General features: G+C 33.1%; 16 protein-coding genes. 6 read left to right on the top strand and 10 right to left on the bottom strand.

Annotated elements, in window-relative coordinates; all coding sequences use genetic code 11:
• The first annotated feature begins 2 nt into the window (after positions 1-2).
• Positions 3-911, top strand: a complete 909-nt coding sequence (locus ABW636_RS15765; RefSeq protein WP_367591027.1) for a 2OG-Fe dioxygenase family protein — start codon at positions 3-5, stop codon at positions 909-911.
• Between the two features lie 13 nt (positions 912-924).
• On the opposite strand, the gene ABW636_RS15760 is transcribed toward ABW636_RS15765, so the two are convergent.
• The 9 genes from ABW636_RS15760 to ABW636_RS15720 form a co-directional block, all read right to left on the bottom strand.
• On the bottom strand, positions 925-1,602 hold the full coding sequence (locus ABW636_RS15760) for a hypothetical protein (protein ID WP_367591026.1): 678 nt from the start codon (positions 1,600-1,602) through the stop codon (positions 925-927).
• Between the two features lie 22 nt (positions 1,603-1,624).
• Entirely contained in the window at positions 1,625-2,509 is an 885-nt protein-coding gene (locus tag ABW636_RS15755; RefSeq protein ID WP_367591025.1) for an rRNA adenine N-6-methyltransferase family protein, read from the bottom strand.
• A 149-nt stretch (positions 2,510-2,658) separates the two neighbouring features.
• A complete protein-coding gene (locus tag ABW636_RS15750; RefSeq protein ID WP_367591024.1) occupies positions 2,659-3,822 on the bottom strand; it encodes a metal ABC transporter permease in 1,164 nt (387 codons plus the stop codon).
• Positions 3,819-4,946, bottom strand: a complete 1,128-nt coding sequence (locus ABW636_RS15745; RefSeq protein ID WP_367591023.1) for a metal ABC transporter permease — start codon at positions 4,944-4,946, stop codon at positions 3,819-3,821. The genes ABW636_RS15750 and ABW636_RS15745 overlap by 4 nt, the downstream gene beginning before the upstream one ends.
• A gap of 24 nt (positions 4,947-4,970) precedes the next feature.
• Positions 4,971-5,714: a metal ABC transporter ATP-binding protein gene (locus tag ABW636_RS15740; protein ID WP_367591022.1), complete on the bottom strand. Its 744-nt coding sequence runs from the start codon at positions 5,712-5,714 to the stop codon at positions 4,971-4,973.
• 13 nt (positions 5,715-5,727) lie between these two features.
• Positions 5,728-6,105, bottom strand: a complete 378-nt coding sequence (locus ABW636_RS15735) for a four helix bundle protein (protein WP_367591021.1) — start codon at positions 6,103-6,105, stop codon at positions 5,728-5,730.
• 49 nt (positions 6,106-6,154) lie between these two features.
• The gene (locus tag ABW636_RS15730; protein WP_367591020.1) at positions 6,155-7,063 is read right to left on the bottom strand and encodes a metal ABC transporter solute-binding protein, Zn/Mn family; all 909 of its coding nucleotides are present in this window, start codon (positions 7,061-7,063) and stop codon (positions 6,155-6,157) included.
• Entirely contained in the window at positions 7,026-7,535 is a 510-nt protein-coding gene (locus ABW636_RS15725) for a thioredoxin family protein (protein ID WP_367591019.1), read from the bottom strand. The genes ABW636_RS15730 and ABW636_RS15725 overlap by 38 nt, the downstream gene beginning before the upstream one ends.
• A 4-nt stretch (positions 7,536-7,539) precedes the next feature.
• A complete protein-coding gene (locus ABW636_RS15720) occupies positions 7,540-9,831 on the bottom strand; it encodes a TonB-dependent receptor (RefSeq protein WP_367591018.1) in 2,292 nt (763 codons plus the stop codon).
• A 42-nt stretch (positions 9,832-9,873) separates the two neighbouring features.
• On the opposite strand from ABW636_RS15720, the gene ABW636_RS15715 reads away from it, so the two are divergent.
• The 5 genes from ABW636_RS15715 to ABW636_RS15695 all read left to right on the top strand — a co-directional run bounded on the left by ABW636_RS15715 (position 9,874) and on the right by ABW636_RS15695 (position 13,631).
• Positions 9,874-10,560: a metal-dependent transcriptional regulator gene (locus ABW636_RS15715; protein WP_367591017.1), complete on the top strand. Its 687-nt coding sequence runs from the start codon at positions 9,874-9,876 to the stop codon at positions 10,558-10,560.
• 81 nt (positions 10,561-10,641) lie between these two features.
• Positions 10,642-11,421, top strand: a complete 780-nt coding sequence (locus ABW636_RS15710; RefSeq protein WP_367591016.1) for an exonuclease domain-containing protein — start codon at positions 10,642-10,644, stop codon at positions 11,419-11,421.
• A 16-nt stretch (positions 11,422-11,437) separates the two neighbouring features.
• Positions 11,438-12,049 (top strand): fumarylacetoacetate hydrolase family protein, encoded by a 612-nt coding sequence (locus ABW636_RS15705; protein ID WP_367591015.1) that lies wholly within the window; start codon positions 11,438-11,440, stop codon positions 12,047-12,049.
• Complete coding sequence (locus tag ABW636_RS15700; RefSeq protein WP_367591014.1) at positions 12,050-12,388, top strand: Hpt domain-containing protein; 339 nt, start codon at positions 12,050-12,052, stop codon at positions 12,386-12,388.
• 1 nt (position 12,389) lies between these two features.
• Positions 12,390-13,631 (top strand): competence/damage-inducible protein A, encoded by a 1,242-nt coding sequence (locus ABW636_RS15695; protein ID WP_367591013.1) that lies wholly within the window; start codon positions 12,390-12,392, stop codon positions 13,629-13,631.
• On the opposite strand, the gene ABW636_RS15690 is transcribed toward ABW636_RS15695, so the two are convergent.
• A complete protein-coding gene (locus ABW636_RS15690) occupies positions 13,632-14,036 on the bottom strand; it encodes a hypothetical protein (RefSeq protein WP_367591012.1) in 405 nt (134 codons plus the stop codon).
• Positions 14,037-14,573: the final 537 nt, after the last annotated feature.

The following is a 14,573-nucleotide window of genomic DNA, read 5'->3' as shown; positions in this document are numbered from 1 at the left end:
AGATGATTACAGAGAAAGATATTTCCAAAATCACAGGGCGAGTTATCAAGTCTCCAATCCGAATCGGAAGTGTAACTGATCTAGGAATAGATACAGCTACTTTTCTAAATTTTTTCAAGCCTTGTTTTGAAGAATTGCAGGATGATGAGTACTTAGTAAGAGGAAATCAAATTACTTTTTTGAAAAAAGCTTTTCCAGGAGAGTCTGAGACCATTGAACAATTACATAAATCGTATTTTGAAGGTACTACAACCATTGATGTTCTGCGCAGATGGATCGAGCAACTAGATACTGATCAAAAACAGGAATTCAATCATTTATCAATGGTTACTAGACGGCGCAATATCTCATCTTTTATTATTGAAATTTGGGACGATACCTTCTTTGTTGAAAGAACACAACAAGAATCATTTAAGCAAGATGTAGAAGATTTTCGCGTTTGGAAACGAGTTTTTACCCAGGCAACAAGAAAAGTTGTTGAGAATGAACTTTTTTTTAAACTATTAAAAAAAATTGCAGATTTAGTTAGAGAGATTCATCCAGAAATTCGGAAAGTACAAATCACTAGTCACTTTATGCGAACGATTTCTTATAAACAAATAAAAGGAGAAAATTCTCCGGAAGGTGTTCATGAAGACGGGGCACAATATATCATGTCTGCTTTGGTAATTAATCGTCAAAATATAGTAGGTGCCGAAAGTCAGGTATATGAAAAAGGAGCCTCAGGGAGTAATGAAATGATTTATCACAAAGTGTTAGCACCCGGAGAGTTTATTTTTCAGGCAGATACAGGGGAAGAATATACGTTTGGCAATGATTTGTGGCATTATGTAACTCCTATCGAACCATTAGATACATCAGAATCTGGTATTCGTGATATTATTGGGTTTGATATTGATATTTTAGCATAAATACGTTTGTAAATTATGCCATTGCTAATATTTCTTCAATAATTTCTCTTGTTCTTTTGTAGTAACCTGAATAATATGTAGTTTGAAGACATTTCCATTTTAAAGTTGATCTTAAAAACTTTTGTAAGTTTTCGCTTATCCCATCTTTTTTTACTTTCTTTTTAAGTCTAGTCATAAAAACACCTATAGGATAAAAGTATAAAGCATGATGTTTCCAAAATTTAATAAAATACTTATAATCTTTCTCGGTAAGTTCTAAATTAGTTTTTATAAGGAGAGAAATTAACTCTTTTTTACATTCCATAATAAACCTACTTTGATCATCTTGAAAATAAGAATTTGTTCTTACATATGTTTCCGAAATAGTATTTGTAAGCAAATAAAAAAGGGCTCTTTTAATAGGGATCGGTTCTTTTTTTAGTTCAATATAGGAATCTAATTTAGAAAATTTCAATAACCATAATTGGACAATATCACCACCTGTTTTTGAAAATACTTCTTCATAAATCTCGTCAAACCAGTCTTGTACTGTGGTGGATTCAATGAACTGTTCAGTATTTCGAATATCTTTTCTGTTTAGAGGCTTATTATTTGGTTTTGATCGATTTAATATCTCAAACTCTTCATTCGTAATCTCAAAACTCGATTTTTGATAACCAAACAAATAATTTAAAATCTTATCGAATTTCATTGGGAGGAGTTATACTATAAAATTAAGACAATACACAACTAATTTCATCTAGTGATGCTCCATAATCAAAGTTAAAATCAATATGTACCAAATCCCCAGCTTTTACCTCTTGAGTATTAGTGGTTTTTAAAACAGTAGGAGGCATTAAACTATCGGTTCCCGTAAAATTAGCGCCTTCCGTTACCTCGACATAAGATTCGAGATATAGCGCATTTACGGTTCCAGAAAATAAAACCGGAACTGAAAAACTTAGTTTTACACCTTGTTTCTTTTCTTTAAGCAATTCTATTTCGTTTACCAAAAATTGCTGTGTTAGAAACATAGGTTGATGCCTTGTAAAGTTTACAGGATAATGATGAACGTTGGTGTCGATTTCTGCCTCACATAAGCGGGCAAAATTCACAATCCGATTTGGAAATAGCTTTCCGTCTGGTTTTAAAAAATTTCGCATATGCTGGAAAATTTGAACCTGAAACTCATTGGCACAATAAATACTCATTAACTCTCCAATTACATAGTCTACTTTCTCGGGTAACTCTATTGTTAACGCGTCTGCAAAAATTATTTCTACTTTATCAGCCCAATCATATTTTGCAATTTCCTTATTGATGTACGGAATCAGATCTGGATTGTTTTCAATTAGATATGCTTTTTTTACATAAGGCATATATAATTTGGTTAAAGGAAGTGTTCCAACACCAATTTCGCAGACGGTAGCTTCCTGAAGATTATTATGCAATTGAAAAGCTTTGTGAAAAGCATCCACTCGTTGTTTATCTGTTTCCATTATTTTATAATAGATTTCGGGAAAACCATAATGCGATTCGTCAAATGTTTGTGCTTTTAATAAGTTATATTTTAAAGCGTCGTAATTATCAACAATATTTTCGAATAATTTATCTGACATAGGTTGGATTATAGATTATATAAAGATATTATTTCTTCATTTAAGTATTAATAGACTAAAAAACTCTTCTTTTCAAATTAATAGAAATAATTGTTTAAACACAAACATTTAATTTTCGTCTTTTCTGAAAATAATGAAAAAAGTTGGTGCTACCCTCTAAACAAGAAAAATCGATCTTTCATATTTTCAATTTCAGAATTTTTATTAGTAATAATATAATCGATTGCTTCTTTGGTGAATTTATCTCCTTTTTTGGTAAGCGAAACAATATCATCGTCAATAGTGATCATATTATTTTTAAGTGCCAAATCAAGAACAGATCTGGATTGTACTTTTTGCCAATTGATATGCTCATTAAGATGTTTTACATGACGCTCTTCTTTTTGATCACGATGGTTCCCTAAGTGTAAAAGAAAAGTAAGTAGAGAAACTTCGATACGTTGCTGTCGTTGTCTATATAAAACAGAAAACAACCCTTTCCTAGGGGCAAACAAATACACCAGTAAAAATATGATTCCTAAAACAGTTGTCATTGATCCAGAAATAGAAGTATCGAGTGCATGAGCTACCCAATATCCGATAATTGCACTACTAACACCAAATAAAACAGAAAGTAGCAACATTTTTTTTAGGTCACTTGTTAGTAAATAGGCAGTTGCAGCAGGTGCGATCATTAAGGCTATGACTAGAATTGCTCCTACCGCGTCAAAAGCTCCTACTGTTGTAATAGAGGAAATAGCCATTAATCCATAATGCATAACAACTGGTGACAACCCAAGTGCAGATGCCAATCCAGCATCAAAAGTGCTCACCTTTAACTCTTTAAAAAACGCAAATAGTAAACTTAAGGTAAGTATGGTAATCGTGCCTATAATCCATAATGATTTTGGTCCCAAATCCATACCAGATATAATTAGCCTGTCAAAAGGAGCAAAAGCAAGCTCACCCAATAAAACTGCGTCTACATCCAAATGTACATCATTGGCATTTCTGGAAATCATAATAATACCAATACTAAATAATGCAGGAAAAACAAGGCCTATGGCAGTATCTTCTTTTACGAGTCCTGTTTTTTGAATAAATTCTACGAGTACAACTGTTAATACACCACTAGCGGCAGCAAGAATAATAAGTAAAGGAGAAGATATATCATGAGTAATAAAAAAACCAATCACAATACCAGGTAAAATCGAGTGGCTAATTGCATCTGTGATCAAGGCCATTTTACGTAATACAAGAAAAGTGCCCGGTATCGCACAAGCGATAGCCACCATACTTGCAATTAATTGTATTTCTATTTGCGCACCGTTCATTCTTCTTCTTTAATAAGTTGGTTGTAAAGGTTGGCAGCGGTATTGTATCCAGATGGTGTCATATGCCACATATTGCCTTGCACCTTTATATATTCTTTATCTTCTAGTTTTTGAAGAGACTTTCTGGTAAAACCCTGAAAGTTATTTAATATTTTAATGGCATGCGGATGTGAAATATCATCATGAGTACTAGCGATATTATACATAAATGATAATGTCTTGTGTAGCTGAAGATCGTTTCGGTTTTTTCTAAAACGTATTTCTCTAAATAATAATCCGCGTCCAGGAGAAAAAATAAAAGAAATCAATACAAATACTCCGGCTACCAATACGATGACCGGGCCAGTAGATAAATTGTTATGACTTGCACTAATGGCAGTTCCTATTACTCCAGAAAAAGCACCAAATATTGCTGCCAGAATAACCATTACCGCCAAGTTGTTTGTCCATTGCCTTGCTGCAGCTGCAGGGGCTAAAAGCATAGCACTCATAAGAACAACTCCTACGGTTTGTAGTCCCAAAACAATTGCAATCACAATAAATGTGGTAATAAGAATGTCTAAAGATCTGGTATTAAAACCTAGCGTTTTGGTATAATCTGCATCAAACAATAACAGTTTCAGTTCTTTCCAGAATAATAATAATATGATAAGACTAATTGATGTAACGATGACCATCAACCATACATCACTCTCCAGAAGTGTAGCTGCTTGTCCAAAAAGATAACTTTCTAATCCCGCTTGATTGGCATTAGGCATTTTCTGAATATAGGTTAATAACAACATGCCAAAACCAAAGAATAATGATAAGATCAACCCTAAAGCGGTATCCGATTTTAGATGTGTTTTACGTGTTATTCCTCGAATCCAAAAAGTGCCGATAAGGCCACTAACTAATGCGCCCAATAAAAAGATTGAGCTGTTTTTTGTGCCAATGATTAAAAAGGCAATAGCAATCCCGGGTAAAGCAGCATGAGAAATAGCATCACCCAATAAACTCTGTTTTCGTAATACTGCAAAGCTACCTAACATACCACATATAGCACCAAGAATAGCGGTACCTAACGTTATCGTTCTAAGGGTATAGTCTGTAAAGACGAGCTCTATGTATTCATTTAGGTTCATAAATTGTTTACTATATACTATTATCTATTCCTGTACACTTACTTTGTAATTGATTCCGTAGGTTTTGGTTAAGTTATTATCATTAAAAATATCTTTTACAGGTCCCGTAGCAATTTTTTTTACATTAAGAAAGGTTACCCAGTCAAAATATTCTGGTACGGTTTGCAAGTCGTGGTGTACTACAATAAGTGTTTTTCCCGCTTTTCTAAGTTCTTTTAATATATTTATAATTGCCTTCTCTGTAGTGGCATCAACTCCTTGAAAAGGTTCATCCATAAAATATATAGATGCATTCTGTACCAATGCTCTGGCAAGAAAAATACGTTGTTGTTGCCCTCCTGAAAGTTGACTAATTTGTCTGTTCTTGAAAGCGAGCATTCCTACTTTTTCTAAAGCTTCTAATGAAGCTTTTTTTTCTTTTTGGCCAGGTCTCTTGATCCAGCCAAGACTACCATAAGTGCCCATCATAACTACATCTAGTGCGGTAGTAGGAAAATCCCAGTCTACACTTCCTTTTTGGGGTACATAGGCTACAAGAGATCGTTGTTTTTTGTAGGGTTTGCCATAAATCTGAACACTACCAGCGATTGGATTAATGATATCCAGAATCGATTTGATTAATGTAGATTTACCAGCTCCGTTAGGGCCGACAATTGCCATAAGCACCCCTTCTGGTATTGCCAGATCAATATCCCATAATACAGGCTTGTAGTTATATGCTACAGTAAGGTCATCTATTTGGACTGCGATTTTATTTTCTATAGTCATTAGAAAGTAGCTTTTAGTAGTTAGAAGGCTTGTTTTTAAGATGCTTTTGTAAACTCGTAATCATTTTTGAGAGTTCAGCTAGTTGACTTCTTGCAAGCTTGTTTTGTTCTGATGATATATATTTTCTTCTAAGTACTATTGTAGAACAAACGACACATTCTCTGGTTGAATCTAAAGCAATTTGAAGGTATCTATTAAATTGAGCGTTTGTATTACCAGCACCTTCAGAAATGTTTAAAGCAATTGAATTAGCAGCTCTTATATATTGGGATGATAGAATGTAAGTTTCCATTTTTGGAAATTTCTCACTAGTATGATAAACTAAGTCAATAAAATCCAAAGATTTTTGGTATACTATCAGATTTTCAAAATTAAATTTTACTTCTTCCATATGTAATGGTTTATATTAGTTATAATAACTAATTACTACTAGCTAAGAACTATTTCAAAGCATTTATGATGGTGTTTACATTGTATTCAAACATGCCTATGTAGGTTCCTTCACTGGTTCCTGCATTCCCCAAGGCATCAGAAAATAAGGTTCCACCAATAGTTACTTCATGCCCTTTAGATTTTACTGCAGCTTGTAAGGCTTCTATGGTTCTTTTAGGGACAGAACTTTCTACAAAAATAGCTTTTACCTTTTTCTCTATAATAAAATTAGCTAATTTTTGTACGTCTTGCACTCCTGCTTCGGTTGCAGTAGATAGACCTTGTAGTCCAACTACATTAAAATCGTAAGCTTCACCAAAGTAACTAAATGCATCATGGGCGGTAACCAAAATTCGCTTTTCTGTAGGTAAAGCAGCTACTGTTTGATTAAGTTTAGATTCTAAAGTGGTTAGCTGTTCTAAGTAAGCTTTTCCATTGGTTTCAAATACAGTACTGTTTTTTGGATCTAGTTCTTTTAATTTTTGAATTACAAATTGAGTAACAGTTTTCCAGTTCCTAATATCAAACCAAATGTGAGGATCGTAGTTGGATGCAAAATAATCAGATCCAATCAAGATATTTTTATCCAGACTTTCTCCAATTGCTATGGTTTTACTGTGCTGCATTTTTTCAAAAACCTCTACTAACTTTCCTTCCAGATGTAAACCATTGTAAAAAATGACATCTGCATTTACCAATTTAGAAACATCTCCCTCACTGGCCTTATATAAATGTGGATCAACACCACTACCCATTAATCCCTGGATTTCGATGGCGTCTCTACCAATATTTTTAACCAGATCAGTAATCATAGAGGTGGTAGTAACTACATTAAGTTTTTGGTTTTTAGTTTTTACTTCTTTTTTACAAGAGAGAAAACTAAAAAGTAGAATGCAAATTAGTAGTGTGTTTTTCATTGTTATGTGATATTTTTTCTAAAATTATGTTGAGGTCTTTTGCACTTAAAAAGGATTGGTATTGAAAAATAACTTCATAATCCTGATTTAATATTGTTGTGGTAGGATATGCTATTTTGTTATTAACGGTTGCAAGTTCTTTTGCTAATGAATGAATACCTGTACGATGGCCATTGGACTCGAAATGAAAAGTATGATTTAAAAAATCTATGCTCTCAAGAGATTCTGCATTGAATGAGATAAAATAAAAATCGTTGTTAAGTTTTTCAATAACCTCTGGATCATTGAAAGTCGTATTTTTCATATTTTTGCAATATACGCACCAATCTGTATGAATAAAAACTACTATGGGTTTAGCGATTGTTTTCATTTTTTCTTCTAAAGTTTCAAAAGAACTCATTTGTAATTGAGATACTGCATTTTGGTTAACAGCAAACAATAGTAATATGGTACAGAGGTGTATTGCTTTCATTGTTTTAAAAAATAGTATATCGAATTCCTAAAAATCCTCGTATTCCTTGATTAGGCCCATAGATATAGGTAGAGTCAAAAGTTAATCCATATGGATTATCTGGAGTAATTAATACCTCTCCATTTTGATCGAATTGTACATTCTTATCAAATGGATCTTCTGCTCTCGAAATCAGAAAAGGATTTCCTTTATTGGGTGTCCAGTCAAGTAAATTTTTTATCCCTCCATAGACTTCGATATTGTTCTTGTTTTTATAAGTAAATTGAATGTTTTGAATACTCCACCAAGGAGAATCTTTTTTTCTAGGATCATTAGGTCCTAAAACAGGTAATTTCATGGGGCCATATAAATTTCCTGTATAATCTATAGTAAGATTAAGAGGTTGTATTTTATAGGTTATTCCCCATGTTCCTGTAAAACTTTCTGTTAATACTTGTCTTGATCGAACTCCGTTTTCTTTATTTGAAACATCTAACAAGCTTGCGCCAGCCATAAGTTTTACTCCATTAGAAAAGTTAACTTCGGTATTTAGACTTACTCCCTTAGAAACTGCATACCCATCTAAATTACCATACCTTATTTCTAAGGGGTTGGCCTCATAATCTGGTAAAATAGCATTTGTAAAATGGGTGTACCAAGCAGAAGCGTCTAGCCCAATAAAACTTCCGTTATTTAGGAATATTTTTTTGATATAATTTAGATTAACATTATAAGATTCTTCTGGGTCCAGATCTTCTTCAATGATAACTTCTCGAGAACCTGTAAGAGCTGCGTGATCTTCTGTAAATAAATTAACGACTCTAAAACCTGTTCCAGTATTAAGCCTAAAAATATTAGTGTCATTAATACTCCATTTATAGGCTAATCTAGGAGTAAAAATGGTTCCGTGACTATCATCATAATCTAATCGGGATCCCAATAATAGTTTATGTTTTGCTGCTAAAGTAATTTCATCTTGTACAAATATTCCCGGTACATTTTTCACTTCCGGGTCATTCGAGTTTTCTAATGCTGTTGCAGGAGTATTGTCGTCATAATATTGGTAGCGAAAAGCAACTCCTGTAAGTAAATCATGGTTTTTTAGCGTCTTATCCCATGTTAATTGAGTGAATCCGATTCTCTGTTCTGCTTGATATGATAGATCTCCATAAAAAGAGTTTTGATCGTGGTTGGTGTATGAAAACGAAAGATTCATCGTTTCCTTTACGGGCAGTTCATAACTTCCTAAAAGTTCATAACGATTGGTGTAAATACTTTCGCCATAGATTTCATCACTTCCTCTAAATGAACTATTCCATTCATTTTCTCCTCCCCAGCGATCTTCATAGTATAACCTTCCTGCCAAAGTAAAGTTTTTTCCACTTTTTCGTTTAAAATTCCATTTGTTAAATATAGATATACGATCTTGTAATGTAAGATCTGTAAATCCGTCGTCATTATTATCTATAGGGTTGTCATAAAAGAAATAGTTTGCCCCTAATAAGGTAGTTGCGGTTCCTAACTTAGCTTTAAAACCAAGATCTACATTGGTCTCTCCCCATCCTGTGGCAAAAACATCAGTGCTAAACCTTGGGGCATCGCCGGGGTTTTTTGTTATTATATTGATTAATCCACCAACGGCTTCACTACCATATAAGGAAGAAGCAGGGCCTTTTACAACTTCAATTCTATCTACCAAAGAATTTGGTATGCCTGATAAACCATATACGGTGGATAACCCACTTACTATAGGCATTCCATCAATCATAACCAGGGTATATGGTCCTTCTAGTCCGTTAATATGGATATCTCCTGTATTACAAATACTACAATTTAGCTGGGGTCTAACACCGTTAATATTTTGCAAAGCCTCAAACAAACTAGGAGTAGGGTTTTTCTTGAAAAATGTAGGTTTAAATATTTCTACAGGTACGGGACTTTCAGATCTAACCACTGGTTTCATTGTTCCTGATATCACAATTTCGTCTAGAGAAGCTCCTTGAGTAAGAAATGTTTTGATTCTTGTTTCTCCTTCTTTAATAGTAATTTTTTTCTTAACTGTATTATAACCTGTAAATGATATAACAACCCTATAAACTCCTACTGGGATATTAGAAATGATAAACGTTCCATCATCTGCCGTCGATGTTCCTAAAGAGGTAGACTCTATAAAAATGTTTGCATATGGTAAAGGACCATTTTGATCAGAAATAATCCCTTTTAAAGAACCTGTTTGAGCAAATGCCGAATTCATAGCGAATAAATAGAAGGCTAAGATATAAAATAAGCTACTACTATTAGTATTAGTTAATGTCATATATTTGTAAAAATTAATTCGGCAAAACTAAAAAAGTTAGTTATGACTAACAAATTAAATGTGTATAATTTAACAAAAAGTGAAGAAGATTACTTAAAAGCTCTTTTTCAGCTACTTATAGAGGGAGATTCGACCAAGGTTGGGAATAATCAGTTAGCAGATTATTTAAAAGTTTCTCCTGCCTCGGTAAACAACATGGTAAAAAAGTTAAAGGCTAAGTCTTATATGGTAAGTGAAAAGTACGGTAAATTAGACTTAACCGAAGAGGGAAGGTCAATTGCAGTACGGCTGATTCGAAAACATCGTCTTTGGGAAACTTTTTTATGCAATTATCTTAATTTTACTTGGGATGAGGTTCATGAAGTGGCAGAGCAGTTAGAACATATCAAATCATATAAACTCATTGACGAATTGGATAGATTTATGGATTTTCCAAAAACGGATCCTCATGGAGAGGTAATCCCTGATGCTAATGGTGAATATACGATCATTCCAAAAATTACTTTATCTTCTTTAGAAGAAGGCGATGTATGTAAATTAGTAGCTGTTAATGATGGTTCTGTTAATTTCTTAAAATATGTTTCAGCAATAGGGTTGGCATTAAGTAGTGAAATTAAGGTTTTAGAAGTAAGAGAATTTGATAAGTCTATACGTATTCAGTTTGACGATACAATAGAAACTGTGAGCAGAAAATTTGCTGATAATGTGTTTGTAAAGAAGGATGTATAGATTTTGTAAATGTTAAAATAGGGTTAGACTATAAGAATCTTAATTAATAGCTGTTATCTTTGAATATCACACATCTTATTTATGGAACTTAATTTAAAGAAGCCGATATGTTTTTTTGATCTTGAAACTACCGGTATAAATATTTCTAAAGATCGAATTGTAGAAATTTCTATATTAAAAATTTTCCCAAACGGAACTCAGGAAAGTAAAACCTGGTTGGTGAATCCAGAAATGCCAATTCCACCAGAAACTACACTGGTGCATGGTATTGATGATGCAAAAGTGGCTAATGAGCCTACTTTTAAAGAGTTAGCTTCCAAGATAAGTGAAATGATAAAAGGTTGTGACCTGGGAGGGTTTAATTCTAATCGTTTTGATATTCCGTTATTAGCAGAAGAGTTACTAAGAACAGGATATGATTTTGATATGAAAAGCACAGTTTCTATCGATGTACAAACGATATTCCATAAAATGGAAAAGAGAACCTTATCTGCTGCGTATAAATTTTATTGTGATAAAGACTTGACAGATGCGCATTCTGCAGAAGCCGATACGATGGCAACTTATGAAGTGTTAAAAGCGCAATTAGATAGATATCCAGAGTTGGAAAATGATGCTAAATTTTTGTCAGAATTTAGTTCTAGAAAACAATTTGCTGATTTTGCCGGTTTTATTGCTTTTGATGATAAGAGAAGAGAAGTTTTTACGTTTGGAAAACATAAAGGTAAGTTGGTAGAAAAAGTTTTGGAAGAAGAACCAGGATATTTTGGATGGATACAAAATGCTGATTTTCCTTTGTACACTAAAAAAGTTCTTACCGCAGTAAGACTTCGTAAATTGAATAATAGTCTTAAGCTGTAATCCTTTATAAAATTGTATGAAGCTTATTTGTATAGGGCGTAATTATACCGATCATATTGAAGAATTACAAAATGAAAGGCCCTTGGACCCCGTGGTTTTTATAAAACCTGACACTTCAATATTGTTAAAAAAGCAACCTTTTTTTATTCCAGATTTTTCAAACGATATCCATCACGAAGTTGAAATATTGATCAAGATTAATAAGGTAGGTAAATATATCGATAAGAAATTTGCTCATAAATATTATAATGAAATTGGTCTGGGGATTGATTTTACCGCTCGTGATTTGCAAAGTAAACTTAAGGAAAAAGGATTGCCATGGGAGAAAGCAAAAGGGTTTGATGGTTCTGCTGTCATAGGTAAGTGGATCGCTAAGGATACCCTTGATGATGTTAATCAAATTGACTTTCGTTTAGAGAAAAATGGAGACATCGTTCAGAAGGGAAATACCAGATATATGTTATGGAAGATTGACGAAATAATAGAATATGTGTCAAAATATTTTACTTTAAAGATTGGAGATGTTATATTTACAGGTACACCTGCCGGCGTAGGGGTGGTTAAGTCAGATGATATTTTAACTGGATATATAGAGGATCAACAATTTTTTTCAATAAAAGTAAAATAAATGAGTAAAAGATATAGTTTAAAAAATGTAAATGAATTATCAGGCGGAGATACCGAGTTTATTGCGGTACTTGTGCAAACCTTTCTAGAAGAGATACCACCAGATCTAGATAGTATGGTTCAGGCTGTGAATTCTGACAACCCACAAATGGCTTATCAATATGCGCATAAAATGAAACCAAATCTGCAGTTGTTTGATATAGATCTTTTGACACAAATAAAAAAAATTGAAGCGTGGTCCAAATCCAGTAAAACCAAAGAACAGATTTTACCGGTGTTAAATCATATAGTTGATATCGTAAATGGAGCTTTAGAAGAATTGAAAGCAGATTTTAACTAGGATGTTAGCAGAAGTTATTACTATTGGTGATGAAATTTTAATTGGACAAATTGTTGATTCTAATTCTGCCTTTATAGGAAAAGAACTCAATAAAATAGGAATAGATGTATATCAAATAACATCTATTAAAGATGAAAAACAGCATATTCTTGATGCACTTGACGCTGCAAAAAAAAAGGTTGATGTAGTATTGATTACAGGTGGTCTAGGACCTACCAAAGATGATATAACCAAACATACGATTTGTGAATATTTTGATGATACCTTGGTGCAAAACAAGGAAGTGTTATCTCATGTCGAAAATTTATTTAAAAAGTATATAGCAACACCAATTTCAGAAGTAAATAGAATGCAGGCACTAGTTCCCAGTACTTCGACAGTATTGATGAATCTCTATGGTACAGCCCCAGGAATGTGGTTAGAAAAAGATAATACTGTTTTTATCTCGATGCCCGGAGTTCCTTTTGAGATGAAAGGTTTGATGAAGAATGAAGTGCTGCCTAGGTTACAAGAAAAATTTGATAGACCCTATATCATTCATAAGACGATTCACACCTTTGGGGTGGGAGAAAGTGCTTTGGCAGAAAAAATTGAAGATTGGGAAGATGGTTTACCATCTTTTATTAAACTAGCCTATTTACCAAATTTAGGTAAGGTAAGACTTAGATTGTCTGCAAGAGGGAGAGATAAAAAAGAATTAGAGGATACGATAGCGATAAAAATAGAGGCGCTAAAAAAGATTATAGGAGCGTCTATCTCTGGTTATGAAGATGATGAAACGATAGAAGTTAGTATTGGAAACCTATTAACAATACAAGGAAATACATTGGCGGTTGCCGAGAGTTGTACAGGAGGAAAAATTGCTCAGGCATTTACAGCCAATGCAGGAGCTTCTAGTTATTTTGTAGGAGGAGCGGTGACCTATGCGACTCAATCAAAAATTGATGTTTTAGGAGTAGATCCTAAGGTTATCAAAAATCATACGGTAACCAGTATACAAGTAGTAGAAGAGATGGCTATCAAGGTAAAAGAGAAATTTAATGCTGATTATGCAATTGCTACTTCGGGAAATGCAGGTCCTACAAAAGGAGATGGTGATGTAGAAGTGGGAACGGTTTTTATAGCAATAGCAACCCCAAAACAGGTTTTTTCCAAAAGATATGAATTTGGAAATCATAGAGAACGTACGGTAAGTAGGGCTGTAAATAAATCGTTTGAAATGCTATACAATGAGTTGTTGTAACTAATCTATTATAATTAGTTCTTCTGCCCATGCAATTGCTTCTTCGAGACTGTAGAAAATATTTGTTGGTTTGTTGATGAATGTTTGCTCTATCTTTGCGACATCACTATTTAACTGATCATAGATTACCACGCCAAACCCTTTTAAATTTGGGAACATTTCAGTTGATTTGAAATGTGATGTTGGTTCGAAAGAATAAGAGTTAATCCTATTAGATATGTAAATAAAAGGTACTTTTGTTCCGTAATACTCAATGCCAAGCTGAAGAAGCTTAGCAGCTTTTTCAAAATTTAAAACAACCCCTTCATTAATTTCGGTAATCACATAGTTTTTGTAGAAATAGACAACACCGATGTCTATCTCAAATTTTTTGATGAGTTTTTTATTGATTTTACGATATACCATTGATAAAAATATAGTTAAAGTACAATTTTGTATACTAAATTAAAAAGAAACGAATTGTTTTTTATCTTATTATCAGGCAAAAACAAGTTTTGTAAGTGTTTTTTTATAGAAAATGTATCTTAGGTAAGAAGATTCTTATAAAAGTGTTTGCGAATGTTTTTTATTGTGGTTGTCTAAGCATAATTTTTATCTGATTTACTTAGTTATCGTTGATTAAGAGAGGGTTACTATTTTGTCCTTTTGTAGTATAGTTAAAAAAAAGCGGGAATATTCCCATTTCCCGCTTCGTTGACAACTTAATCACCCCAAATTAAGTAGTTAGAAAGACTAACTGGGAGTAAAATTAAATGTATCACTATCTTTGTCAAATACGTAAAAACCCTTGTTTTGAAATTTTTATCGAGGATAAAAAAAATAATAGGGTTACCCATATAAGTCTCAAATTATTGTAAATGAGTATGTTATTTTGTAAATTGTATGTAAATACACAAAAGATGAAGATATTAAAATCACTTGACAGGCAGGTGTTTACAGATC

The sequence above is a fragment of the Aquimarina discodermiae genome (assembly GCF_040786235.1).
Classification (GTDB): Bacteria; Bacteroidota; Bacteroidia; order Flavobacteriales; family Flavobacteriaceae; genus Aquimarina.
Note: the sequence above shows the minus strand (reverse complement) of the source record. Positions and strands in the feature narration are given on the sequence as shown.